We start from the raw sequence: 25,210 nt of genomic DNA, 5'->3' as shown, positions 1-25,210 counted from the left end.
CCATGCGCACCCTGTGTGCGAGCACGCTGATCGGCGAGGTCTTCGTGATCGGCTTCGCCGGACTGGTCGCGATGCAGCTCAGCGATCTGTCGGCGGCGACGATCTGGACGGTCAGCGGTATCGCGATGCTGCTGTGCGTGCTGCTGTGCGGGATGCTGACCCGGCCGGGCGGTATCCAGCTGGGCTGGGCGCTCCAGATAGCGCTGATCGCCAGCGGTCTGGTCGTCCCGACGATGTTCTTCCTCGGCGCGGTGTTCGCGGCGCTGTGGTGGGCGTCGGTCCACTTCGGCCGCAAGATCGACGAGGCGAAGGCCCGCTGGGCGGCGCAGGCCGAGGCGGCGGCGGACCCGGCGTAGGACCGCCGGCGGCCGGTCCGGCGCGGGGGCCCGGCGGCCGGGGCCGTACGGTCCGTGCCGGAGCCCGGGGCTGGGCCGCGGGCGGCCGGGCAGCCCATGTAGCCTCAGGGCACCCGCTGACGGTCTTTCGTATACAAGGAGTCTTCTCGTGAGCCAGCGCACCCTCGTCCTCCTCAAGCCCGACGCGGTCCGGCGCGGTCTGGTCGGCGAGATCCTCGGCCGTATCGAGAAGAAGGCCGGCTGGACGATCGGCGCCCTGGAGCTGCGCACCCTGGACCGCGAGATCCTGGAGCAGCACTACGCCGAGCACGTCGGCAAGGCTTTCTACGAGCCGCTGGTCGCCTTCATGTCCTCCGGCCCGGTCGTCTCGCTGGTCGTCGAGGGCGAGCGGGTGATCGAGGGCGTGCGGGCGCTCGCCGGTCCGACGGACCCGATCGCCGCGCCGAGTGGCTCCATTCGTGGGGACTTCGGCACGATCACCCGGGAGAATCTGATCCACGCCTCGGACTCCGAGGAGTCGGCGGAGCGCGAGATCAAGATTTTCTTTCCCGGAATTTCCTGACGCATCGTCAGCCGCGCAACCCGTTGTGACCAGGGGCGACCGAGGGATACCTCGGTCGCCCTTCGGCGTCCGCGCCCTGAACGGGGGAACGTATCGCCGCGACACGACGTCCCCATTAAGGGGGGCGAAGGCGTGTACAGCTGACAATGGCGCAAGAGCCCACCGTGTTCGAGCGGGCAAGACGACACGACTACGATGGAAGCTTCCGCGCCGCATGGCGCATCACCTGCCGACCTCCGTAAGCATTCGCTCAAGTTGGGAAGGCCAGACGTATCCTCATGGGGAACAACATGTCGTTCATCGGCCGTGACATGGCTGTCGACCTCGGGACCGCCAACACGCTGGTGTACGTCAGGGGCCGCGGGATCGTCCTCAACGAACCGTCGGTCGTGGCCATCAACACCAACACCGGCGGCATCCTCGCGGTCGGTGCCGAGGCGAAGAAGATGATCGGGCGGACGCCGGGCAACATCGTCGCCGTGCGCCCCCTGAAGGACGGCGTGATCGCCGACTTCGAGATCACCGAGCGGATGCTCCGCTACTTCATTCTGAAGATCCACAAGCGCCGCTATCTGGCCCGCCCCCGGGTGGTCGTCTGCGTCCCCTCCGGCATCACCGGGGTCGAGCGCCGCGCGGTCATCGAGGCGTCGACCCAGGCCGGCGCGCGTCAGGTCCACATCATCGAGGAGCCCATGGCCGCCGCCATCGGCTCCGGCCTGCCGGTCCACGAGGCCACCGGCAACATGGTCGTGGACATCGGCGGCGGCACCACCGAGGTCGCGGTCATCTCGCTCGGCGGGATCGTCACGGCCCAGTCCATCCGCGTCGCCGGTGACGAGCTCGACAACGCGATCATCCAGCACATCAAGAAGGAGTACAGCCTTCTGCTGGGCGAGCGCACCGCCGAGAGCATCAAGATCACCATCGGCTCCGCGTACGACCTCGACCAGGACGAGCACACCGAGATCCGCGGCCGCGACCTGGTCTCCGGCCTGCCGAAGACCGTCGTCATCTCGGCGACCGAGGTCCGCAAGGCCATCGAGGAACCGGTCAACTCCATCGTCGACGCGGTCAAGACGACCCTCGACAAGTGCCCCCCGGAGCTGTCCGGCGACGTCATGGACCGCGGCATCGTGCTCACCGGAGGCGGCGCCCTGCTCCGCGGCCTCGACGAGCGGCTGCGCCGCGAGACCGGTATGCCCATCCACATCGCCGAGGACCCCCTCGACTCCGTCGCGCTCGGGTCCGGCAAGTGCGTCGAGGAGTTCGAGGCGCTCCAGCAGGTCCTCGACTCCCAGCCCCGCAGGTAGCAGCACTCCGGTCCCGGCCCCGCCCGCAGGCGTCACACGACGCCCGGGGGCGGGGCCGGGCACCCCGCGCCGCCGACCACTGAGTCCGGCGGATCGCTGATATACAGGCACAACACCCCTACAGGCACGGTGCACTGACACTTCACCACCCCGGCACCGCGCACACAGGCACAACGCTCAACTCCCGAACGAGACCGGTGCGGGCACGCAGCCGGCCGGTCCTACGAGGAAGGACACGGCCGCCGCACGTGAGGGACACACGAGAGAGCCGGCTGCTGCTGGTGCTGCTGGTCGCGATCGCGTTCGCGTTGATCACGGTGGACATCCGCGGCGGCGAGCAGTCCCCGCTCGACGGTGCCCGCCGAGCCGCTGCCGCCGCCTTCGGCCCGATCGAGAACGGCGTCGCCCGCGCCGTCAACCCGGTCGGCAACGCCATCGGCGCCGTACGGGACTCCGGCGAGCGGCACACCCGGATCAGCGCGCTGGAGCACGAGAACGCCGCCCTGAAGGCCAGGCTCGGCTCGTCCGACCGCAACCGCAGCCGCGCCGCCGAACTCGACAAGATGCTCAAGACCGCGGGCGCCGGCCAGTACGGCATCAAGGGCGCCGAGGTCATCGCCATCGGCGCGGCCCAGGGCTTCTCCTGGACCGTCACCATCGACGCCGGCAGCCGCGACGGCATCGCCCGCGATATGACCGTCATCAACGGCGACGGCCTGGTCGGCCGGGTCACCACCGTCGGCGCGCACACCGCCACCGTACTGCTGGCCAACGACCCCGAGTTCACCGTCGGCACCCGCATGGAGACCACCAACGAGATCGGCTTCGGCAACGGCCAGGGCGGCCAGTCGCTGCGCGTCGAACTCCTCAACGGCAGGGCCGACGTCAAGAAGGGCGACCGGATGGTCACCTTCGGCTCCAGCGCCGACAAGCCGTTCGTGCCCGGTGTACCGGTCGGCCGGGTCGTCAAGGTCGAGCCCGCCAACGGTGACCTGACCCGCACCCTCCAGGTCCGGCCCTACGTCACCTTCTCCCAGCTCGACATCGTCGGCATCGTCGTCCAGCCGCCCCGCGAGGACCCCCGCGACACCGTCCTGCCGGCCCGGCCCGCCAAGCCCGCGCCGACGCCGACGATCACCGTCACGGCCACCCCCTCCGCGAGCGATTCCACCAGGAGCTGACCGATGCGCATCAACCGGATTCTGCTCTCGACCCCGCTGATCGTCGTCGCCCTCGTCATCCAGGTCAGCATCCTCGGCCGGCTCCAACTGCCCGGCGCCGTACCGGATCTGCTGCTGCTCGTCGTGCTCGGCCTCGCGCTCGTCTACGGCCATGTCGGCGGCGCCCTCATCGGCTTCGGCGCCGGGCTGCTCGCCGACCTCGCGCCGCCCTCCGACCACGCCATCGGTCGCTTCGCCCTGGTGCTCTGCGTCATCGGCTACCTCGCGGGACTGACCAAACCGGACTCCGGGCAGCACCGCTCGGCGACGGTCCCCCTCATGGTCGTCATCGGCGCGGCCATCGGCTCCACCCTGCTCTACGCCGGCGTCGGCGCACTGGTCGGCGACACCGCCGCGCGGCACGTCGGCGTCGGCGGGCTGCTGCTCAGCGCCACCCTCTACGACCTGCTGCTCGCCCCCTTCACCGTCCCGCTGGTGATGGCGCTGGCGCGCAGGACGGAGGGCGATCCGCTGACCGGTGACGGCACCGGCGGGCAGAGCGGGACCGCCAAGGGACGCGAGGCGGGGTACAGCTGGCTCAGCACCGGCACCGGGCTCAAGGCCAGCCGCGGCCGGATGCCCAAGGCGGCCCGGATGCCCAGGGAGGCCCGGATCGGCGGCCAGCGAGGCGGCCTGCTCACCAGGTCGGCCCGTAACAAGGCAGGACGTATCAAGGGGGTCAAGCGCCTGTGAAATCCCACCCGTCTCCCGGCCACCACCCCTCACGGAGGCGCTGCGCCCCATGAGCAACGCCCACCCGTCGCCCGGCCACCACCCCTCACGGAGGCGCTGCGCGCCATGAGCAATATTCCGGAGACCGGCCGCACCTCCCGTGTCACGGTCCGTCTCATCGCGATTCAGATCCTGGTCTTCTCGCTTCTGCTCACGCTCGGTGGCCGGCTCTGGTATCTCCAGATCCGCAACGGCAAGGAGTACGCCAACCAGGCGCGGAGCAACCACGTCCAGCAGGTCATCGACCCCGCCACCCGCGGCTCCATCCTCGACGCCCGGGGCGTACCGCTGGCCGACAACCAGACCCGGCTGGTCGTCTCCGCCAGCCGCACCGACCTGCTGAAGATAAAGGACCGCGGCAAGGCCGTCCTCGCCCGGCTCTCGCAGGTGCTCGGCATGCCCGAACAGGAGATCCGCAACAAGGTCCGGCTCTGTGACGCCAAGACGCCGCAGCCCTGCTGGAACGGTTCGCCCTACCAGCCGATCCCGATCACGGACAAGGCCACCACCCAGCAGGCCCTCCAGATCCGCGAGCGTTCCGAGGACTTCCCCGGCATCAGCGCCGAGCCCACCGCCGTCCGCCGCTACGCCGCCCCGGGCGACGCCAACTCCGCCCAGGTCCTCGGCTATCTCTCGCCGGTCACCGACGACGAGATCACCAAGGCCAAGGACAGCCGCTCGCCGCTGCTGCGCTCCGACCAGATCGGCCGGTCGGGACTGGAGCGGACGTACGACAGCGAGCTGCGCGGCAAGGCCGGCGTCACCCGCTACGAGGTCGACAACCTCGGCCGGGTCATCGGCAAGGCCAAGAGCGACCGCGCGGTGCCCGGCTCCCACGTCATCACCAGCATCGACGCCCGCGTCCAGGCCATAGCGGAGAAGGAGCTGGACCAGGCGCAGAAGGACGCCCGCAATGTGTTCGACAAGAACACCGGCACCAACTACAAGGCCGACGCGGGCGCGGTGGTCGTCATGGAGACCAAGACCGGCCGGGTGGTGGCGATGGCCTCCAGCCCCACCTACGACCCCAACGCCTGGGTCGGCGGGATCTCCGGCAAGGACTACGCCAAGCTCACCGGCAAGGACTCCAACTACCCGCTGCTGAACCGCGCGATCCAGGGGCAGGCGGCCCCCGGCTCGATCTTCAAGGTCATCTCGACCACCGCCGCGGTCAACGCCGGTTACGACTTCGACGGCCACTACCCCTGCACCAGCGCGTTCAACATCGGTGACCAGGTGTTCAAGAACTTCGAGTCCGAGAACTACGGCGCCATCAGCCTCGGCCGCGCGCTGGAGGTCTCCTGCGACACCGTCTTCTACGACCTCGCCTACAAGCAGTGGCAGAAGGACGGCGGCAACAACCCCACCCACCCCGCGGACTGGTTCTACAAGACCGCCCACCAGTTCGGCCTGGGCAAGGAGACCGGTATCGACCTCCCCAACGAGGTCCGCGGCCGGGTTCCCGACCGCCAGTGGAAGAAGGACTACTGGCAGGCCAACAAGGACGGCTGGTGCGCGCAGGGCGAGCACGCCGACGACTATGTATCGAAGATCGCCAAGGAGAACTGCGAATCCGGCATGAAGATGCGGGCCGGTGACTCCGTCAACTACTCCATCGGACAGGGCGACACCCTCGTCACCCCGATCCAGATGGCGGCCATCTACTCCGCCATCGCCAACGGCGGCACCCTCTACAACCCGACCGTCGGCAAGGCCATCGTCAGCCCCGACGGCAAGCACATCCGGGAGATCCGGCCCACCGCGCACGGCAAACTGCCGGACAGCCCCAAGACGCTCCGGCAGATCGACGACGCACTGGCGGGCGTGGCCACACGCGGTACCGCCGCCTGGCGGTTCGGCGGCTGGCCGCAGGACAAGATCCCGATGCACGCCAAGACCGGTACGGCCGAGGTCTACGGTAAGCAGACGACGGGCTGGTTCGCGACGTACACCAAGGACTACACGGTCCTGATGACGATCTCCCAGGGCGGTACGGGTTCCGGCTCCGCCGGCCCGGCCGTACGCAAGATCTACAACGCGCTGTACGGCGTCGACGACAGCGGGCAGATCGACGAGAAGGCCGCGCTGCTCCCGCAGCCGCAAGCCTCGCTCCCCAAGATCGAGAGCGACGGCACGATCCAGGCCCAGCCCATCAAGCCGGTGTCGGAAACGCTGCCGGACGAAGAGGAGGGGCAGCAAGAGTGACGGCCAGTCACAGCTCCCGGACGTTCTCCATCCGGCGCTACGCCCCCGAACCCGGTGCCTGGGGGAAGATCACCGCGCGCGACTCGGTCGTCCGCAAGCTGGACTGGATCCTGCTGCTGTCCTGCGCGGCGCTCTCGCTCATCGGTGCGGTGCTCGTCCACTCCGCCACCCGCAACCGCACCGAACTCAACCACGGCGAACCGTACTTCTTCTTCCTGCGCCATCTGCTCAACACCGGCATCGGGCTGGCGCTGGCCGCGCTCACGATCTGGCTCGGCCACCGCACGCTGCGCGGCGCCGTCCCGGTCCTGTTCGGTCTCGCGGTCGTCCTCGCCCTGCTGGTGCTGACGCCGCTGGGCTCCACCATCAACGGTTCGCGGTCCTGGCTGGCGATCCCGGGCGGTTTCTCGCTCCAGCCCGCCGAGTTCACCAAGATCACCATCACCCTCGGCATGGCGATGATCCTGGCGGCCCGGGTCGACGCGGGCGACCGCCCGCACCCCGACCACCGCACGGTCGTCCAGGCGCTCGGCCTCGCGGCCATCCCCGTCGCCGTCATCCTCCTGATGCCCGACCTCGGCTCGGTGATGGTGCTCGGCGCCATCGTCCTCGGCGTGCTGATGGCGTCCGGCGCCTCCAACCGCTGGATCCTGGGGCTGCTGGGCACCGGCGTCGTGGGCTGCCTCGCCATCTGGCAGTTCGGCCTGCTCGACGAGTACCAGATCGCCCGCTTCGCCGCCTTCGCCAACCCGAGCCTCGATCCGGCCGGCGTCGGCTACAACACCAACCAGGCCCGTATCGCGATCGGCGGCGGCGGGCTGACCGGCTCCGGGCTCTTCCGCGGCAGCCAGACCACCGGCCAGTTCGTCCCCGAACAGCAGACGGACTTCATCTTCACCGTCGCGGGCGAGGAACTCGGCTTCCTGGGCGCGGGACTGATCATCGTCCTGCTCGGCGTCGTGCTGTGGCGCGCCTGCCGTATCGCCCGCGAGACCACCGAGCTCTACGGCACCATCGTCGCCGCCGGCATCGTCGCCTGGTTCGCCTTCCAGGCGTTCGAGAACATCGGCATGACCCTCGGCATCATGCCCGTCACCGGCCTCCCCCTGCCGTTCGTCTCCTACGGCGGCACCTCCATGTTCGCCGTCTGGATCGCGATCGGTCTGTTGCAGTCGATCCGGGCGCAGCGGCCGGTGTCGGCCGCGCGGTGAGGGGCGCCCCGGGGGCCCGGGGCGCCTGTACGGCGGGGTGCGGCGGGCTTGCGTGCGTGGTGCCCCGGTCGGCGGCGAGGCGGGTGAAGAGGCGCGCGGCGCGGGCGGACGCACGGACGGGGGCGGGACGGCCGTCGGGGCCGCGCCCTGGACGCTGATGCGCGGACCGTGCCCGGCGGTCGGGAACCGGCGCGGGACGTGCGCAAAAGCGGGGCGCGCCGGGCGACGGCCGTGGTGCGGGGGTGCACGGGTGCCTCTCCCCGGGCGGGTTCGTGTGTGCGCCGGACGCCACCGTTCGTGGGCGGCGGGTCGCGCACCGTAAGTCGCCTCGTGTCACAGGCGTGGCCCGGCCGCCCGGACATGTGATCTCCCGGGAGCCGCCCGCGGATTCCCCGTCGGCCGCCACACCGCGCTCCGTGCCACGCCGCGCTCCGTGCCGCGCCGCCTCCGCGCCACTCCGCTCTCCCCGGCCGCTCCGCCAGGGAAACAGGGCCCCGCAGGCCGGTCCCCGGATGGGTGGGCGCGGGGCCCGCCTCCGTGCCCGCCCCGCGACTAGATTCGAGATATGGCGGACATCGTGCGCGAGATCGAGCGGAAATACGCGGCGACCGACGAGACCCGGCTGCCCGACCTGACCGGTGTGGACCGGGTCGCGGCCGTGGTGGCGCGGGGTGTCGAGCACCTGGACGCCGTGTACTACGACACCGCCGACCAGCGCCTCGCCGGTGCCGGGATCACGCTGCGGCGCCGCACCGGCGGCCGGGACGCGGGCTGGCATCTGAAACTGCCGGTCGCGCCCGAGGAGGGGGCCGGGACGGAGCCGGGGCGGACACGGGACGAGGTGCGGGCGCCGCTGTCCGATACGCCGCCCCCGGAGCTGACGGCCCTCGTCCGCGCGCGGGTGCTCGGCCGGGAGCTGGTGCCCGTCGTACGCCTGCGGACGCGGCGTACGGTCCGGGTGCTCCAGGACGCCGCCGGAGCGCCGCTCGCCGAGGTGGCGGTGGACGCGGTACGGGCACAGCGCGCCGCACCGGCTCCCGCGAAGCGGGGCGGGGGGCCCGCGCAGGCCCGCTGGTGCGAGATCGAGGTGGAGCTGGCCGGGGCGGGCGAGGGCGGCGCGGCCCTCCTGGACGCGGTCGGCCGGGCGCTCGCCGCGGCGGGAATCCGGCCCGCCGGGGCGGCGTCGAAACTGGCGCGGGCGCTGGCCGAGACCGAGACCGAGACCGCGGGCGGGTCCGGCGACGCCGACCGCGCCCCCGGCGGCGGAAAGGCCGGGCGCGCCGCGGGCGGCCCGGGGCGGGACGGGGCCGCCGGCACCGCGGGCGACATCGTCCTCCGGTACGTCCGCGAACAGGTCCGGGTGATCGTCGAGTTGGACCCGGCCGTGCGGCGCGAGCTGCCCGACTCCGTACACCGGATGCGGGTCGCCACCCGTCGGCTGCGCAGCGCGTTCCGCTCCTACGCGAAGGTGCTCGACCGTACCGTCACCGACCCCCTGGGAGTCGAACTCCGGTGGCTGGCTGGAGAGTTGGGGGTGGCCCGGGACCGGGAGGTGCTGGCCGCGCGGCTGCGTGCCGGGCTGGCGGAGCTGCCCCGGCCGCTGCGGCTCGGCCCGGTGGCCGCCCGGCTGCGCGGCTGGTCGCGGCGCTCGCACCGCGGCGCGCGGCGGGAGGTGCTCGCCACGCTCGACGGCGCCCGGTATCTGGCGCTCCTGGAGGCGCTCGACGTGCTGGTGGGCGATCCGCCGCTGCTGAAGGCCGCCGCCCGGCCCGCGCCCGAGACGCTGGCGCGGGCCGTGCGCAAGGACTACCGGCGGCTGGCCGGCCGGGTGACGGCCGCGCTGGCGGCGCCGGCCGGGCCGGTACGGGACCAGGCGCTGCACAGCGCCCGCAAGGCGGCCAAGCGGACCCGGTACGCGGCGGAGGCCGCCGTCCCGGCCCTGGGCCGCCCGGCGGAGACGTTCGTCCGGCGCACCAAGCGGGTGCAGCAGGTGCTGGGCGACCACCAGGACAGCGTGGTGGCGCGCGCGGCGCTGCGTGAGCTGGCGGTCCAGGCGCACCGCGCGGGCGAGGCCGGCTTCACCTTCGGGCTGCTGTACGGGCGCGAGGAGGCCCGCGCGGCGGACCGGGAGCGGGAGTTGCCGGACGTGTGGCGACAGGTGTCCCCCGCCGGGCTGCGCGCCCGGTCCGGGGCGTGACCGTGCGGGTGGCCCGGCCGCCCGCCGGTGCGCGCCGGCCCCGCCGGTCCGGGGCCGCGGTGGTGTGCGGCGCGGGCGGGGTGCGCCGGGAGCCGGGCGAGCGGCGGCCCGCCACCGGGTTACGCTGGGGAGTCGCCCCCTGCCAGCTCACGAAGGTCCGGAGATGTCTGCCGAGTCGGTCTTCCCGCAGCTCGAAGCTCTGCTCCCGCATGTGCAGAAGCCCATCCAGTACGTCGGCGGAGAGCTCAACTCCACGGTCAAGCCGTGGGAGAGCTGCGATGTCCGCTGGTCGCTCATGTACCCCGACGCGTACGAGGTCGGACTGCCCAACCAGGGCGTCATGATCCTCTACGAGGTGCTCAACGAACGCGAGGGCGTGCTCGCCGAGCGCACCTACAGCGTGTGGCCGGACCTCGAAGCGCTGATGCGCGAGCACCACGTACCGCAGTTCACCGTGGACGGCCACCGGCCCGTCCGCGCGTTCGACGTCTTCGGGCTGAGCTTCTCCACCGAACTCGGCTACACCAACATGCTCACCGCCCTCGACCTGGCGGGTATCCCGCTCCTCGCGGCGGACCGCACCCTCGACGACCCGATCGTGCTCGCCGGCGGCCACGCCGCCTTCAACCCCGAGCCGATCGCGGACTTCCTGGACTGCGCGGTCGTCGGCGACGGCGAGCAGGCGGTGCTGGAGATCACCGACATCGTCCGCGCCTGGAAGGCCGAGGGCCGGCCCGGCGGACGCGATGAGCTGCTGTTCCGGCTCGCGAAGACCGGCGGCGTGTACGTCCCCAAGTTCTACGACGTCGAGTACCTGGCCGACGGGCGGATCGCCCGCGTCGTGCCGAACCGCTCCGGCGTCCCGTGGCGGGTGTCCAAGCACACCGTCATGGACCTGGACGAGTGGCCCTACCCCAAGCAGCCGCTCGTCCCCCTGGCCGAGACCGTCCATGAGCGGATGTCGGTCGAGATCTTCCGTGGCTGCACCCGCGGCTGCCGTTTCTGCCAGGCCGGCATGATCACGCGTCCCGTACGGGAGCGAAGCATCACCGGCATCGGCGAGATGGTGGAGAAGGGGCTGAAGGCCACGGGATTCGAGGAGGTCGGCCTGTTGTCGCTGTCCTCCGCGGACCACACCGAGATCGGCGACGTCGCCAAGGGGCTCGCCGACCGGTACGAGGAAGACAAGATCGGGCTGTCGCTGCCGTCGACCCGCGTCGACGCCTTCAACATCGATCTTGCCAACGAGCTGACGCGCAACGGCCGTCGCTCCGGCCTCACCTTCGCGCCCGAGGGCGGCAGCGAGCGGATCCGCAAGGTCATCAACAAGATGGTCTCCGAAGAGGACCTGATCAGGACCGTCTCCACCGCCTACGGCAACGGCTGGCGGCAGGTGAAGCTCTACTTCATGTGCGGGCTGCCGACCGAGACCGACGAGGACGTGCTCCAGATCGGCGACATGGCGGTCAACGTCATCGCCGAGGGCCGCAAGGTCTCCGGGCAGAACGACATCCGCTGCACGGTCTCCATCGGCGGTTTCGTGCCCAAACCGCACACCCCCTTCCAGTGGGCGCCGCAGCTCTCCGCCGAGGAGACCGACGCCCGGCTGACGAAGCTGCGGGACAAGATCCGCGGTGACAAGAAGTACGGCCGCTCCATCGGCTTCCGCTACCACGACGGCAAGCCGGGCATCGTCGAGGGCCTCCTCTCGCGCGGCGACCGCCGTGTCGGCGCCGTCATCCGCGCGGTCTACGAGGGCGGCGGCCGGTTCGACGGCTGGCGCGAGCACTTCAGCTACGACCGCTGGATGAAGGCCGCCGAGGAGACGCTGCCCGCCCAGGGCGTGGACGTCGCCTGGTACACCACCCGCGAGCGCACCTACGAGGAGGTCCTGCCCTGGGACCACCTGGACTCCGGTCTCGACAAGGACTGGCTCTGGGAGGACTGGCAGGATGCCCTCGACGAGACCGAGGTCGAGGACTGCCGCTGGACCCCGTGCTTCGACTGCGGGGTCTGCCCCCAGCTCGACCTCGACATCCAGATCGGGCCGACGGGCAAGAAGCTCCTGCCGCTGACGGTCGTCAAGTAGCGCCACCCGCAAGCCCCGCCGGCCCGGCCCCGCGTACCCCGCGGTGGCCGGGCCGGCGCGTGTCCGCGCACCATGCCGCGATGCCGCCGCGGCACCTCGCCCCGCACGCCGGCGGCCGCGCCTTCCCCTCGCCGCGGTGGATGAACTCCGCGCTCAACTCCGGGCGTTCCGCGCTGCCGGGCTCGCGTCAGCGGGCGGGGGCGATTCCCCAGGCGGCGGCTCGGGCGGCGGCGGCCGCGCGGTTGGGGAGGCCGAGCTTGGCCAGGATGTGCTCGATATGGGTCCCCACGGTGCGCGGTGTGATGTACAGCCGCTCGGCGATCTCCCGGTTGGTGCGGCCGGCGGTCAGTTCGGCCAGCACCTGGAGCTCCCGTGGCGAGAGTCCGCCGGGCCGCCGTGTGTCCTGGTGCCGCGCGTCCGCGGTGCTCTCCCCGGACGGCGGGCCCGCGTGGCGGTCGACGGCCGCGGCGAGGGCCTCGGTGAGCAGGGTGACCACGGCGCGCGCCGGATCGGGCGCGCGCCGCGGCCGGCGGGTGCTGACGTTCAGCATGCCGACGTACCGGCCGTCGGCGGCGAACAGGCACTGGGCCACACCGTCCTCGATACCGAGGGGGGACAGCACCTCTCGGAAGCCCGGGGAAGCCGCGAGGAGTTGCCGGGGGACGTCCCTGAGCCAGAGACCGCCCAGGGCCTGGCCGTTGAGCAGGGGGAACACCGGGTCGTGGTGGAGGCGGGTCTCGATATAGGCCGTGGCGTCGTCCGGATAGCTCCCGGCCAGGGTGGTGTGGCGCCGGCGCAGCGGATCCCACCGGGACAGGGAGGCGTGGTCGTACTCCAGCACCTCCGACAGCGCCGCCAGGACCGTGTCGAGGCCGGCCGCGCCGCTCGTGGCGCTCCGGGCGGCCGCACGGACGTGGACGGCCGCGTCCAGAATGTCCGCCCCGCTCCGTGCCGCTGCCATCCTCCAAGGATGATCATGCGCCGGTCATGCGTCAATCGCGCAGGGCGTCGTGCACGACCTGCCCGTCCACGACGGTGAGGACGACGGGCATCTCCGGTATGTCGTGGGGGTCGGCGGTGAGCAGGTCCCCGTCGAGCACGCAGAGGTCGGCGACCTTGCCCGGCTCCAGAGAGCCCTTCCAGTCGTCGGCGAAGTCCTGCCAGGCCGCGTCGATCGTGTACGTACGGATCGCCTCGGCCAGGCCGATGCGCTGCTCGGGGCCGCTGACCCGGCCGGCGGCCTTCGACTCGCGCAGCACCATGGTGGCGACGCCCTGGCGCCAGTCCGGGGAGGTGACGGGGGCGTCGGACCCGCTCGCGACCCGCACACCGGCGTCGAGGGCATCGCGGTAGGGCCAGGCGTACGCGGCCCGCTCGGCGCCGACGAACATCTCCTCCATATCAGCGACGGTCCACTTGATGGTGGGGTTCATGTTGACGCCGAAGCCGTGCGCGGCCAGCACCTCCATGCTGTGCGCGGTGAGGAAGTCGCCGTGGATGACGTAGTGCCGGGCGTCGGGCCGCGGGTGCTCGGCCATGGCCGCGGCGAAGGCGTCCGCGACGGTGTCGATGGCCCGGTCGCCGGTGACATGGACGCCCATCTGGTGCCCGGCGGCGTGGGCGTGCCGGATCATCGCGTCGATCTCGGCGGTCCGCTCGGTGTCGGTCGCGCCGCCGACGCACAGGGAGCCGCAGCCGCCGCCGACGTACGGCTCGTGCATCCAGGACGTCTTGTTGGGGACGATGCCGTCCGCGAAGATCTTGACCCCGTGGATCGCGAGACGGCGCGGATCGGCGTCGCCGGACCCGCCGAGTCCGGTGAGGGCGCGAGCGAACTCCTCGGTGGTGCTCGACAAGCCGGTGGGCAGGAGCAGGACGCCGAGGCGGGCGGTCAGTTCGCCGTCGGCCAGCATCCGGCGGTAGACGTCGAGGGTCTCCGCGCCGAGCGCGCCCCGCATGATGCCGTCGCCGCCGGGACCGAGTCCGGGCTCGGTGTAGCTGGTCACGCCGAGCCGGGCGAGCGTGGCGAGGGCCGATCTGATCGCGTCGGTCCGCTCCTGCCGGCTGAGCGGCGGCAGCGCGTTCTGGACGAGGGCCTGGGCCCCCTCGTGGAGCAGCCCGGTCGGCTCCCCGGCCGCGTCCGCGACGATGGCCCCGCCGGGCGGCGCGACGGTGTGCCGGTCGATTCCGATGAGCTCCAGTGCCCTGGAGTTGACCCAGGTGGCGTGCCCGGAGAAGGAGTACAGGACGACGGGGTGGTCCGGGCTCACGGCGTCGAGGTCGTGCCGCGAGGGCAGTCGCGACGGATCGGCGGCGCACTCGTCGAGGTAACCGGTGTCCCAGCCGTGCCCCGTGATCCACTGCCCGTCCGGAATCCGTCCGACGGCCTCCCGTACCGCCTCGGCCACGTCCGCGAGGGAGGCCACAGCGGGATGGCCGAGGTCGAGGGAGAGCGGCGGCGTCGACATGCCGAAGGCGCATCCGTGCAGATGGGAATCGTTGATACCGGGCAGCAGCGTCGCCCCCCGCAGGTCGATGACGCGGGTATCGGGTCCGACGAGCGGCGCGACATCCTCCCGCCCGCCGACTGCGCTGATGACCCCACCGGTCACCGCCAGGGCCGAGGCGACGGAGAACTCCGCGTCGACCGTGACCACCTGCCCGCCGAGAAACACCAGATCCGCATACGTGTCCACAGGAATGTGTCCTTTCGAGAACCGGGCGCACCACGGCCACCCGCGAACGCCTTCCCGAGGACTATGGCGACGCCCCCGCCCTCCGCACATCGGTCATCCCACCGATACGCGCCCGCCACCGTGGCCGTGCGACCGCGCCGCGCTGCCGGTCGTCCGCCGGGAGCCGGGCCCGGCCACGGCGCCGGTCACCTGCGATCACGGCCGCACCGGCTCACGTAGGGGCATCGAGTCCGGCGGCGGGGGCTGCGGGGACCGGCGGGGGAGAAGCCGCGCCACCGGATCCGCTGCCGGATATGTCTCCCGCGCCGTCGGCCGGTTCCCCGGCCGGCTGCTGCGGTGGCTCGTCGTCGAGCCGTCGAGCTGGTCGTACCGCGCGGCCTTCACCCCGCTCGGGTACGGCATCTGGGACGGCGTCCGGCGTCCGGTGCGGCGGGCCGCGGGCGATGCGGGCCGGGCCGTCCGACGGGCGCTGTGCGCCGCCCGCGCGAGCGCGCGGCAGACCCGCCGGGAGATCCGGCACGCCCTGTCCGGCGCCCCGTGGGAGCCGGAGCACGCCGCCGCCGCGTCGGCCCGCCGGGAACCGGGCGTGCCCGCGGCACGTACTCTAGGTAAGAAGTCCGGGCGCGACCCGTCCCCGCCCACGCGGGGACGATCAGGACCGGATGGCGCCGCAGTGGCGTCATCCGCGGCACTCCCCCGCGGGAGTGGTGTCCAGCAGCGCCCTCACACCAAGGAGAAGTAGCCCTGGGCAAGCGACAGCCCGAAGGCCCGCCGCCCGCACCGGCGGTGCAGCGCATCCGACTGCGCTACACCAAGCGCGGCCGCCTCCGGTTCACCAGCCACCGCGACTTCCAGCGCGCTTTCGAGCGGGCGCTGCGCCGCGCCGAGGTCCCCATGGCCTACTCGGCGGGCTTCACCCCGCACCCCAAGGTGTCGTACGCCAACGCCGCCCCGACGGGCACGGGCAGTGAGGCCGAATACCTGGAGATCCAGCTCACCGCCCGCCGCGACCCGGCGCCGCTGCGCGAGCTGCTGAACGCGTCGCTGCCCGACGGGCTCGATGTGACCGACGCCGTCGAGGCGCACACCAGCGGCCTCGCCGACCGGCTCCAGGCGTCGGTGTGGGAGATCCGGCTCGACGGGGTCGGGACCGAGACGGCGGAGCGCGCCGTCGCGGCGTTCCTCGCCGCGGAAGAGGTGCAGGTCGAGCGCCGGACGAAAAACGGTATGCGGGCCTTCGACACGCGGGCCGCGGTGGCCCGCCTGGAGACCGTCCGCTCCGAGAGCGATAGGCCCGACGGCAATGCCTGTGCGATACTGCGGCTGGTTGTTCGGCATCTGACACCTGCCGTTCGACCCGACGACGTCCTGTCCGGCCTCCGAGCTACGGCCGACCTGGCGCCGCCGGTCCCCGCAGCGGTGACCAGGCTGGCGCAGGGGCTGCTCGATGAGGAGTCCGGCACGGTGACCGACCCGTTGGCGCCCGACCGCGACGCTGCCACGGCCGCCCCCTCAACGGCCGCCGGGCTGAGTGCCGCGAAGGTGCCGAGTGGGGCCTCCCCGGCAGTTTCCGGGGAAGGTACCGCGTAGGACCGCCGTCGTCGCGTCGCCGATCAGCCAGGGCACCATCCCCGGCCCGGCAGACGCACTGACCAGGAGACTTTCGCCGGTCCCCGACCTACGGCCCGGCGAGCGAGACGACAGCTCCCGTGCGGCGCCCACGCCCCGGACAGCGGAACCGCGCACATCACGCGGACCGCGGCCGGAATCAGGCGCGGCGCCCGGGAGCGTGACGGGAGAACCGCCCGCATGCTCGAATCAATTGAGCCCACCGAACCCATCCAGCCCGCGGAGCGCGGCGCCGACGACAGCGCGTCGCCCAGCGGCACGCTGCCGCCGCGCCGCAGGCGCCGTGCGGCATCCCGGCCGGCCGGTCCGCCGGCGGCCGGCAGCGCCGCCGCGTCCGCGGTGGTGAGCGCCGAGAGCGCAGCCCCCGCGGCGCAGCAGACCGCCCCCGAGGAGAGCGCCGCGTCCCCGGTCACCGCCGGCGAGGACGCCAAGCCCGCCCGTGGCCGCCGCCGCGCGACCCGTAAGGTCACCGCCCCGGCCGGTGCTCCGCTGAGCGCCGTCGAGGAGCCCGCCGCCGCACCGGCCGTCGCCGAGACCCCGGCCCCCGAGACGCCCGCCGCCGAGGCGCCGCAGTCCGATGACGAGGCGCCGCGCGGCCGTACCCGCCGCCGGGCGACCCGTAAGGCCACCGCCCCCGCCGGCGCCCCGCAGGCCGATGCCCGTCCGGAGCCGGCCGCCGCCGAGGCGCCCGAGCCCGCCGTGGAGAGCGCCGCCGCCGAGGCCCCGGCCGCTCAGGAGGACGACGCCCGGCCCGCCCGTGGCCGTCGCCGCGCCACCCGTAAGGCCACCGCTCCGGCCGGTGCTCCGCTGAGCGCCGTCGAGGAGCCCGCCGCTCCGGCCGAGAGCCCGGCCGCCGCCGACGAGGACGAGGCCACCGAGCCCGCCGAGCCCGTCAAGCCGGTCCGTGCGCGCCGCCGGGCCACCCGCAAGGTGACCGCCGCGGCTCTCGCGCCGCAGGCCGCCGACGAGGCACCGGCCGCCGAGGCGGAGGCCGAGCCCGAGACCGCCGAGGCGCCCAAGCGCCGGGGCCGCCGCCGCGCCGAGCGCGCCGTGGAGCCCGTCGCCGAGGCGCAGCGCGCCGAGGAGGAGCCCGCGGCCGAGGCGCCGGTGCGCGGCCGCCGCCGGGCGCAGCGTCCGCCGTCCGCCGTCTTCCAGGCGCCGGTCTTCACCGAGCCGATGTTCCAGACCCCGGAGAGCGCGGCCGCGGCCGCCGCTGCCGCCGCCCGCCAGGAGACCGAGGAGGCGGCCGAGCCGGAGCAGGTCCAGGAGGAGCAGCCGGTGACCGGCGGCCCGCGCCGTCGGCGCCGCCGTGGCGCGCCCGTCGAGCCCGAGCCGGTGGCGGCCGCCCCGGTCGAGGAGATCGAAGCGGACGAGGAGCCCGAGGCCGAGGACGAGGCCGAGCAGATCGACACCGGGCACGACGACGAGTCCGGCGACCGTCCCTCGCGCCGCCGCCGCCGTGGTGGCCGTCGCCGCCGTCGCGGTGAGGCCGCCGACGGTGACGAGCAGCCCGCCGAGGGCCGCCCGGCCGCCGAGCGGGAGCCCGCCGAGGCGGACGAGGAGCCCGAGGAGGGCGACGAGCAGGCCGTCGGCCGGCCGGAGCAGCACGAGGACGAGGCCGACGACCACGGCGGCGGCTCCAGCAGCAGCCGTCGGCGCCGCCGTCGCCGCCGTCGCAGCGGTGACTCCGGTGAGGCCGAGGGCCACCAGGGCGACGACCCGGAGCGCACCGTCGTCAAGGTCCGCGAGCCCCGTAAGAAGGACGAGGGCGGCACCGGCGCCGACGAGGTCCAGTCGATCAAGGGGTCGACGCGCCTGGAGGCCAAGAAGCAGCGCCGCCGCGAGGGCCGTGAGCAGGGCCGCCGCCGGGTGCCGATCATCACCGAGGCGGAGTTCCTCGCGCGCCGCGAGGCCGTCGAGCGCGTGATGGTCGTGCGCCAGAGCGGCGAGCGCACCCAGATCGGCGTCCTTGAGGACAACGTGCTCGTGGAGCACTTCGTCAACAAGGAGCAGGCGACGTCGTACGTCGGCAACGTCTACCTCGGCAAGGTGCAGAACGTCCTGCCGTCGATGGAGGCCGCCTTCGTCGACATCGGCAAGGGCCGCAACGCCGTGCTGTACGCCGGCGAGGTCAACTTCGAGGCGCTGGGCATGGCCAACGGGCCGCGGCGCATCGAGACCGCGCTGAAGTCCGGCCAGTCGGTGCTGGTGCAGGTCACCAAGGACCCGATCGGCCACAAGGGCGCCCGGCTCACCAGCCAGGTCTCGCTGCCCGGCCGCTACCTCGTCTACGTGCCCGAGGGCTCGATGACCGGTATCAGCCGCAAGCTCCCGGACACCGAGCGGGCGCGGCTGAAGCAGATCCTCAAGAAGATCGTCCCCGAGGACGCGGGCGTCATCGTGCGTACCGCCGCGGAGGGTGCGAGCGAGGACGAGCTGGCGCGTGACGTCCTGCGGCTCCAGGCCCAGTGGGAAGAGATCCAGAAGAAGGCCAAGAGCGGCGGCAGCTCCAACGCGCCGACCCTGCTCTACGGTGAGCCGGACATGACCGTGCGGGTCGTCCGCGACATCTTCAACGAGGACTTCTCCAAGGTCATCGTGAGCGGCGACGGCGCCTGGGAGACCATCCACGGCTATGTCGCGCACGTCGCGCCGGACCTCACCGACCGGCTCCAGAAGTGGACTTCGGATGTCGACGTCTTCGCGACGTACCGCATCGACGAACAGCTGATGAAGGCGCTGGACCGCAAGGTCTGGCTGCCCAGCGGCGGTTCGCTGGTGATCGACAAGACCGAAGCGATGGTCGTGATCGACGTCAACACCGGGAAGTTCACCGGTCAGGGCGGCAACCTCGAAGAGACCGTCACCCGGAACAACCTGGAGGCGGCCGAGGAGATCGTGCGTCAGCTGCGGCTGCGCGACCTCGGCGGCATCGTGGTCATCGACTTCATCGACATGGTGCTGGAGTCCAACCGGGACCTCGTGCTGCGGCGGATGCTGGAGTGCCTGGGCCGGGACCGTACGAAGCACCAGGTGGCGGAGGTCACCTCGCTCGGCCTGGTCCAGATGACCCGTAAGCGGGTCGGCCAGGGTCTGCTGGAGTCCTTCTCCGAGTCCTGTGTGCACTGCAACGGCCGCGGTGTGATCGTCCACATGGACCAGCCGACGTCGGTCGGCGGTGGCGGCAAGCGCAAGAAGAAGGGCAAGGCCGGCAACGGCGTCCAGCCCGACCACCAGCACGAGGACGGTTTCGCGGCGGTCGAGGTCGCGCCGGAGCTGGAGCCCGCCCCGGTGACCGAGGCCGAGCTCCAGCCCGCGGTGGCCGAGGCCGACGAATGGTTCAGCAGCCCGGCGGAGGCCGAGGCGGCCGCCGGACGCGGCCGTGGCCGGCGTCGCGCGAGCCGGAAGGTGTCCGCCCCGGCGGGCGCCCCCAAGGCCGCGGAGGCCGCCGCGATCGTGGTGCCCACCGAGCCGGTGGCCGCGCCGGCCCCCGAGCCGGAGCCCGTCGAGGCGCCGGTCGCGGAGCCCGCGCCGCCCCGTGCGCGCCGTCGGGCGACCCGCAAGGTGACCGCTCCGGCGGGCTCGCCGCAGGTCTCCGACGACGGCGCGGTGACCGTGGTGGTCGAGACGCCGGTGGCCCAGCCGGTCGCCGAGCAGGCTGCCGAGCCGGTCGTGGAGCCGGTCGCCGAGGCGCCGGTTGAGGTCCCGGAGACCGTCGAGGTCCCCGAGGCACCGGAGCCCGTCGAGGCTGCCGAGGCCGAGCCCGTGGCCAAGAAGACCGTGAAGAAGGCGGCGGCCCGTAAGACGGCCGCCAAGAAGACCGCGGCGAAGACCACGGCCACGGCCCCGGCGAAGAAGGCGGCGGCGAAGAAGACCACCACCGCCAAGAAGACCGCGGCGAAGAAGACCGCCACGGCCAAGGCCACCACCGCGAAGAAGGCCACCGCCAAGAAGACGACGGCCAAGAAGACCACCGCCAAGAAGACGACGGCGGCGGCCAAGAAGACCGCGGCCGCCGAGCAGTCCGCGCCGACTTCGGTGTCGGCCCCGGCGGAGGACTGAGCAGCACCCGCGCCCCGGACCGTCCGCGGTCCGGGGCCGGTTTGACCCCCTGGTCAAGGCCCCGTAACCTTGACCGTCGGTGTCTGTGACACCAAACCCCTGAGCAAAGACCTCTCGGTCCGCCGAGAGAGGCCGCTCGTCCCTCGGATTTCATGAGCCTTTCCCGAGCTCATGTGAGCGGCTGGCATCAGAGGATCCGAACCTAGCGAAAGAGAGTTCCGCGTGTACGCGATCGTGCGCACCGGCGGACGCCAGCAGAAGGTTGCTGTTGGCGACGTCATCGAGGTTGACCGCATTTCCACCAGCAAGGTCGGCGACACCGTCGAGCTCTCGACGCTGCTGGTTGTCGACGGCGACTCGGTCACCAGCGACCCGTGGGTCCTGGCCGGCGTGAAGGTCCAGACCGAGGTCGTGGACCACCACAAGGGCGACAAGATCCGGATCCAGAAGTACAAGAACAAGACCGGTTACAAGAAGCGGATCGGCCACCGCCAGCTCCACACGGCGCTGAAGATCACCGGCATCGACGCTCCGGCGAAGTAAGGGACTGAGGAGACATGGCACATAAGAAGGGCGCATCGTCCACTCGGAACGGTCGCGATTCCAATGCTCAGCGGCTCGGTGTGAAGCGCTTCGGCGGTCAGGCCGTCAACGCCGGTGAGATCCTGGTCCGCCAGCGCGGCACGCACTTCCACCCGGGCACGGGCGTCGGCCGCGGCGGCGACGACACCCTGTTCGCCCTGGCGGCGGGCGCGGTGCAGTTCGGCACCCACCGTGGTCGCAAGGTCGTCAACATCGTTCCGGTCGCCGAGTAATTACGGCCCGGCCGTAACGGCTCTGCTGGAGATCCGGGGGGTTACGCCCCGGTTCCACCCGGCACCACTCCGAGGGCGGACCGCCTTTTCCCGCGAGAGCGGGAAGGCCGGTCCGCCTTTGGCGTGTTAGTACAGAGACATTCCCGTAGTTATCTGGAGGCACCCACCATGACCACCTTCGTGGACCGCGTCGAGCTGCACGTCGCCGCGGGTAACGGAGGCCACGGCTGCGCCTCCGTTCACCGGGAGAAGTTCAAGCCGCTCGGCGGCCCGGACGGCGGCAACGGCGGCCGCGGCGGCGATGTAATCCTGGTCGTCGACCAGGACGTCACCACCCTCCTCGACTATCACCACCACCCGCACCGCAAGGCCACCAACGGCGTGCCGGGCGCGGGCGACAACCGCGAGGGCAAGAACGGCCAGGACCTGGTCCTGCCGGTCCCGGACGGCACGGTCGTGTTCGGCAAGGACGGTACGGTGCTCGCCGACCTGGTCGGCCAGGGCACCACCTTCGTCGCGGGCCAGGGCGGCCGCGGCGGCCTCGGCAACGCCGCGCTCTCCTCCGCCCGCCGCAAGGCCCCCGGTTTCGCGCTGCTCGGCGAGCCCGGCGAGGAGCGGGACATCGTGCTGGAGCTCAAGACCGTCGCGGACGTCGCGCTGGTCGGCTACCCGAGCGCCGGCAAGTCCTCGCTGATCTCGGTGCTCTCCGCGGCCAAGCCGAAGATCGCGGACTACCCCTTCACGACCCTGGTGCCCAACCTCGGCGTGGTGACGGCCGGTTCGACCGTCTACACCATCGCCGACGTCCCCGGGCTGATCCCCGGCGCCAGCCAGGGCAAGGGCCTGGGCCTGGAGTTCCTGCGGCACGTCGAGCGCTGCGAGGTCCTGGTGCACGTCCTGGACACCGCGACGCTGGAGTCCGACCGCGACCCGGTCTCCGACCTCGACATGATCGAGGCGGAGCTGGCCCAGTACGGCGGCCTGGAGAACCGGCCCCGGGTGGTCGTCCTCAACAAGACCGACATCCCGGACGGCAAGGACCTCGCCGAGATGATCCGCCCCGACCTGGAGGAGCGCGGCTACCGCGTCTTCGAGGTCTCGGCCGTCGCCCACCTGGGCCTGAAGGAACTCTCCTACGCGCTCGCCGACATCGTCGCGCAGGCCCGCGCCGCCCGGCCGGTCCAGGAGGCCACCCGTATCGTCATCCGCCCGAAGGCCGTGGACGACACGGGCTTCACGGTCACCGAGGAAGGCGATCACTTCTACCGCGTACGCGGTGAGAAGCCCGAGCGCTGGGTGCGCCAGACCGACTTCAGCAACGACGAGGCCGTCGGCTACCTCGCCGACCGGCTCAGCCGCCTCGGTGTCGAGAACGCGCTGCTCAAGGCGGGTGCGCGGGCCAACGACGGCGTCGCGATCGGCCCCGAGGACAACGCGGTCGTCTTCGACTGGGAGCCGACGATGGCGGCCGGTGCGGAGATGCTGGGCCGACGCGGCGAGGACCACCGTCTGGAGGCGCCCCGTCCTGCCGCACAGCGCCGCCGCGACCGCGACGCGGAGCGCGACGAGTCCGACCAGGAGTACGAGGGCTTCCGGCCCTTCTGAGGACGGCCCGTACGGCGCTTCGGTACGACATCGCACAGCACAACACGGCACGGCCCCCGGGAGGACATCTCCTCCCGGGGGCCGTTCGCGCAGTTCAGGGGCGGTTCAGCGGGCCGGGCTGCGGTCGGTGCGGCCGGTGTCCGCGGCCTCCTGGGAGCGCTGGCCGGGGATACCGGACAGCCGGCGCTCCAGCCGGACGCGGCGCTCGTCGGCCTTCGCGCACAGGTCCAGCGCGGCCTGGCCGAAGCGGACCGCGGAGGGCGGTTCCGAGGGGCCGAGCAGCTGCTCCTTGAGCCGGGCGCGCTCCGCGGCGAGGGTGTCCCGCTCGGGGTGGCGGACCGTGTCGAGGAGCGCGGCCACGCCGTCCGCCCCGGGCGTCAGGACCGCCGCCGCCCGTACGGTCGGGAAGTTCGCCCGGAAGTCCGCCTCGGCCATCCCCGAGGTATTGGCGACCGCGTACGGCTTCCCGCTGGCCAGGTAGTCCGAGATGACGCTGGAGACATCGCTGATCAGCACGTCCGCCTGGTTGAAGCAGCTGAAGACGCCGGGGCGGACGGTGGTGACGACGCGGTGCTCCCACTCCGGGAAGGAGTCCCAGTAGGCGTGCTCCCAGGCGGTCACGGCGGCCGCGACGGCGGCGGCCCGGCCCGGCTCCGGGGTGCCCTGCAGGCGCATCCGCTCCAGCTCGTCCGCGCTCTTGCGGAAGGCGGCGGTGGTCAGCCGGTCCAGCTCCGCGGTGCGGCGGGCCAGCTCGGCGGCGGCCCGTGGGCCGGGCAGCGCACCGCCGCGCCCGCTGTTGGCCGCCGCGATCAGCGCCTGGATGCGGGCGTCGGCGGCGCCCGCGCGCGGGTCCACCGAACCGGTCATCGGGTGCGGTTTGTACAGCAGCCGCACCGCGGGGTCGGCGAGCAGTGCGCGGACGAGGTTCTCGCCCGCCAGGATCACCGAGGTGTTGCCCGGGTTGCCGTCCCAGCCCTCCCACGTCGGCGCGTACAGCACCGTCGTGAAGCGGCCGAGCGGGGCCCCCTCGTACGGTTCGACGGGGGCCAGCTGGGGGCGGCCGACCTCGACGACGTCCTTGTCCTCGACGCCGATGTCGGCGAGCTGGTAGCGCTCCCGGGCCGCCGGACCCGCCACCCACACCTCGTCGTACGCCTTCGCGTACGGGTTGCAGGAGGACAGCTTGTCGCTCTCGCCGTGGTTGATGAAGGCGTGCTTGACGGAGGGGATGCGCAGGATCTGCGAGGTCTTGCCGGAGTTCGCCGGGTGCAGCAGCACCTTGAGCGTGGAGTGCTCCAGACGCATCAGATGGGCGACCTTCGGGATGCACAGGACCGGGATGTCGGTGGCCTCGATCTTCTGCACCATGAAGCGCTCGCGGAGCACGATGACCGGTTTGCCGTCCAGGCCGGCGAGGGTGCTCAGCCACATGTTGGCCTGGTAGGCGGAGGCGGAGCCGCCGGAGAAGTACATACCGGTCGTCGGCCGGTACGCGGCCAGCCAGTCGTCCAGCCAGGCCAGGGCGCGCCGTTCGCCCGCTGCCCGCTTCCCCGGCAGCAGCCAGCGGCTCAGATGGAGCGTGCCGCCGACGGCGCAGGCCAGCGAGACGGCGATGCCGATGCCGCCCCAGTACACCTCCGTGGTGAGCGCGCTGAACATCATGCCCACCGTGGTGGGGACCGCGAAGCACAGCAGCCGCCGGCCGGTCTGGCGGTAGAGGATGCGCGGCGGGGCGTCGGACAGGCGCAGCGCGGACACGTCGATGTTCCGCGTCACGAACGGGAGGGTGCGGGTCCGGCGCACCAGCACCGCGACGGCCTGGCACGCGAAGTGCGAACCGTAGAAGAGGAGCAGGGTGATGGCGAGCGGTGCCTGCTCCTCCAGCGGATCGATGCCGTCGATGTTCAGCAGGGCGACGAGGATGAGCATGTCGCGCAGCAGCTGGCGGACCGTGACGTCGAAGCGGACGCGGCCGAGCAGCGAGAGCAGGCCGGGCTGGGTGTGCTGGAGGACCAGGTCGAGACCGAGATTGACCACGGACGCCGCGATGAACAGCGGAACGACGGGCAGCAGCGCGCCGACGAGCTGGGCGATGAACGCGGCCATCATCGCGATCAGGGCCGCGAGCTGGACGGCTCGGCGGGGGGCGGTTCCGGCGGAAGGCACGGGGAAGGGCTCCTGGCAGCAAGGAAGGTCGGAGGAGGGCCTTGGGGGCGGCCGGATCCCCCCGCCGCGACGCCGCCCGGGGCGGCGAAACAGACCGAGGGACACCCGACCGTAAGACCTTGTTGGTCTTGGTGACAATCTGCTGTGGTGCTCATCACCGCGAAACCGGATCAATCGAACGCAACCTAAAGGGTGTTACCGCCGTCTTAAAAGATTCTGAGAAAGACCTGAGGAAGCGGTGAATGGCGTGCGCGGCACCCGGCGGTGACGCACCGGCGGGCCGTCCCGGGCGGCCCCGGGGAGTGTCCGCGACGGCGTCCGCCAGGCGATATGCCGGCGCGGCGACCGGCCGCCC

17 protein-coding genes are annotated in these 25,210 nt (G+C 72.4%); 14 read left to right on the top strand and 3 right to left on the bottom strand.

The features are described from left to right. Positions 1-2: 2 nt before the first annotated feature. The 9 genes from IH09_RS09910 (at position 3) to IH09_RS09870 (ending at position 11,882) form a co-directional block, all read left to right on the top strand. Positions 3-356, top strand: coding sequence for a DUF4233 domain-containing protein (locus tag IH09_RS09910; RefSeq protein WP_052855749.1), 354 nt, complete (start codon positions 3-5; stop codon positions 354-356). A gap of 148 nt (positions 357-504) precedes the next feature. Further along, positions 505-918, top strand: a complete 414-nt coding sequence (ndk, locus tag IH09_RS09905) for a nucleoside-diphosphate kinase (RefSeq protein WP_052855748.1) — start codon at positions 505-507, stop codon at positions 916-918. Positions 919-1,208: 290 nt separating this feature from the next. Continuing rightward, positions 1,209-2,228, top strand: coding sequence for a rod shape-determining protein (locus IH09_RS09900; RefSeq protein ID WP_052855747.1), 1,020 nt, complete (start codon positions 1,209-1,211; stop codon positions 2,226-2,228). A 248-nt stretch (positions 2,229-2,476) separates the two neighbouring features. Beyond that, positions 2,477-3,409 (top strand): rod shape-determining protein MreC, encoded by a 933-nt coding sequence (gene mreC / locus IH09_RS09895; protein WP_052855746.1) that lies wholly within the window; start codon positions 2,477-2,479, stop codon positions 3,407-3,409. 3 nt (positions 3,410-3,412) lie between these two features. After that, on the top strand, positions 3,413-4,141 hold the full coding sequence (gene mreD / locus IH09_RS09890; RefSeq protein ID WP_052855745.1) for a rod shape-determining protein MreD: 729 nt from the start codon (positions 3,413-3,415) through the stop codon (positions 4,139-4,141). A 105-nt stretch (positions 4,142-4,246) separates the two neighbouring features. Beyond that, positions 4,247-6,385: a penicillin-binding protein 2 gene (mrdA, locus tag IH09_RS09885; protein ID WP_052855744.1), complete on the top strand. Its 2,139-nt coding sequence runs from the start codon at positions 4,247-4,249 to the stop codon at positions 6,383-6,385. Between the two features lie 29 nt (positions 6,386-6,414). Continuing rightward, positions 6,415-7,596: a rod shape-determining protein RodA gene (gene rodA, locus IH09_RS09880; protein WP_318279419.1), complete on the top strand. Its 1,182-nt coding sequence runs from the start codon at positions 6,415-6,417 to the stop codon at positions 7,594-7,596. Between the two features lie 565 nt (positions 7,597-8,161). Then, positions 8,162-9,793 (top strand): CYTH and CHAD domain-containing protein, encoded by a 1,632-nt coding sequence (locus IH09_RS09875; protein ID WP_052855742.1) that lies wholly within the window; start codon positions 8,162-8,164, stop codon positions 9,791-9,793. Positions 9,794-9,956: 163 nt separating this feature from the next. Then, entirely contained in the window at positions 9,957-11,882 is a 1,926-nt protein-coding gene (locus tag IH09_RS09870; protein WP_052855741.1) for a TIGR03960 family B12-binding radical SAM protein, read from the top strand. A 187-nt stretch (positions 11,883-12,069) separates the two neighbouring features. On the opposite strand, the gene IH09_RS09865 is transcribed toward IH09_RS09870, so the two are convergent. After that, the gene (locus IH09_RS09865) at positions 12,070-12,843 is read right to left on the bottom strand and encodes a helix-turn-helix transcriptional regulator (protein ID WP_052855740.1); all 774 of its coding nucleotides are present in this window, start codon (positions 12,841-12,843) and stop codon (positions 12,070-12,072) included. Positions 12,844-12,874: 31 nt separating this feature from the next. Further along, positions 12,875-14,578 carry an amidohydrolase gene (locus IH09_RS09860; protein WP_052855739.1) on the bottom strand — a complete coding sequence of 568 codons (1,704 nt, stop codon included), beginning with the start codon at positions 14,576-14,578 and terminating at the stop codon, positions 12,875-12,877. 786 nt (positions 14,579-15,364) lie between these two features. Between IH09_RS09860 and IH09_RS09855 the strand changes: the two genes are divergently transcribed. From IH09_RS09855 to obgE, 5 genes are all read left to right on the top strand, one after another. Then, complete coding sequence (locus IH09_RS09855; protein ID WP_052855738.1) at positions 15,365-16,168, top strand: TIGR03936 family radical SAM-associated protein; 804 nt, start codon at positions 15,365-15,367, stop codon at positions 16,166-16,168. A gap of 219 nt (positions 16,169-16,387) precedes the next feature. Beyond that, positions 16,388-20,269, top strand: a complete 3,882-nt coding sequence (locus IH09_RS09850) for an Rne/Rng family ribonuclease (RefSeq protein WP_052855737.1) — start codon at positions 16,388-16,390, stop codon at positions 20,267-20,269. A gap of 222 nt (positions 20,270-20,491) precedes the next feature. Then, complete coding sequence (gene rplU / locus IH09_RS09845) at positions 20,492-20,812, top strand: 50S ribosomal protein L21 (protein ID WP_052855736.1); 321 nt, start codon at positions 20,492-20,494, stop codon at positions 20,810-20,812. A gap of 14 nt (positions 20,813-20,826) precedes the next feature. Next, positions 20,827-21,084, top strand: coding sequence for a 50S ribosomal protein L27 (gene rpmA, locus IH09_RS09840; RefSeq protein WP_009717948.1), 258 nt, complete (start codon positions 20,827-20,829; stop codon positions 21,082-21,084). 168 nt (positions 21,085-21,252) lie between these two features. Next, positions 21,253-22,689 carry a GTPase ObgE gene (obgE, locus tag IH09_RS09835; RefSeq protein ID WP_052855735.1) on the top strand — a complete coding sequence of 479 codons (1,437 nt, stop codon included), beginning with the start codon at positions 21,253-21,255 and terminating at the stop codon, positions 22,687-22,689. Positions 22,690-22,794: 105 nt separating this feature from the next. Here the strand turns inward: obgE and IH09_RS09830 are convergent, their stop codons facing one another. Then, positions 22,795-24,855 (bottom strand): hypothetical protein, encoded by a 2,061-nt coding sequence (locus tag IH09_RS09830; protein WP_052855734.1) that lies wholly within the window; start codon positions 24,853-24,855, stop codon positions 22,795-22,797. Between the last annotated feature and the right edge of the window lie 355 nt (positions 24,856-25,210).

The sequence above is a fragment of the Streptomyces celluloflavus genome, assembly GCA_000720995.1.
Taxonomy (GTDB): Bacteria; Actinomycetota; Actinomycetes; order Streptomycetales; family Streptomycetaceae; genus Streptomyces; species Streptomyces celluloflavus.
The sequence above is the reverse complement of the archived record's forward strand: the minus strand, read 5'-3'. Positions and strand labels throughout refer to the sequence as shown.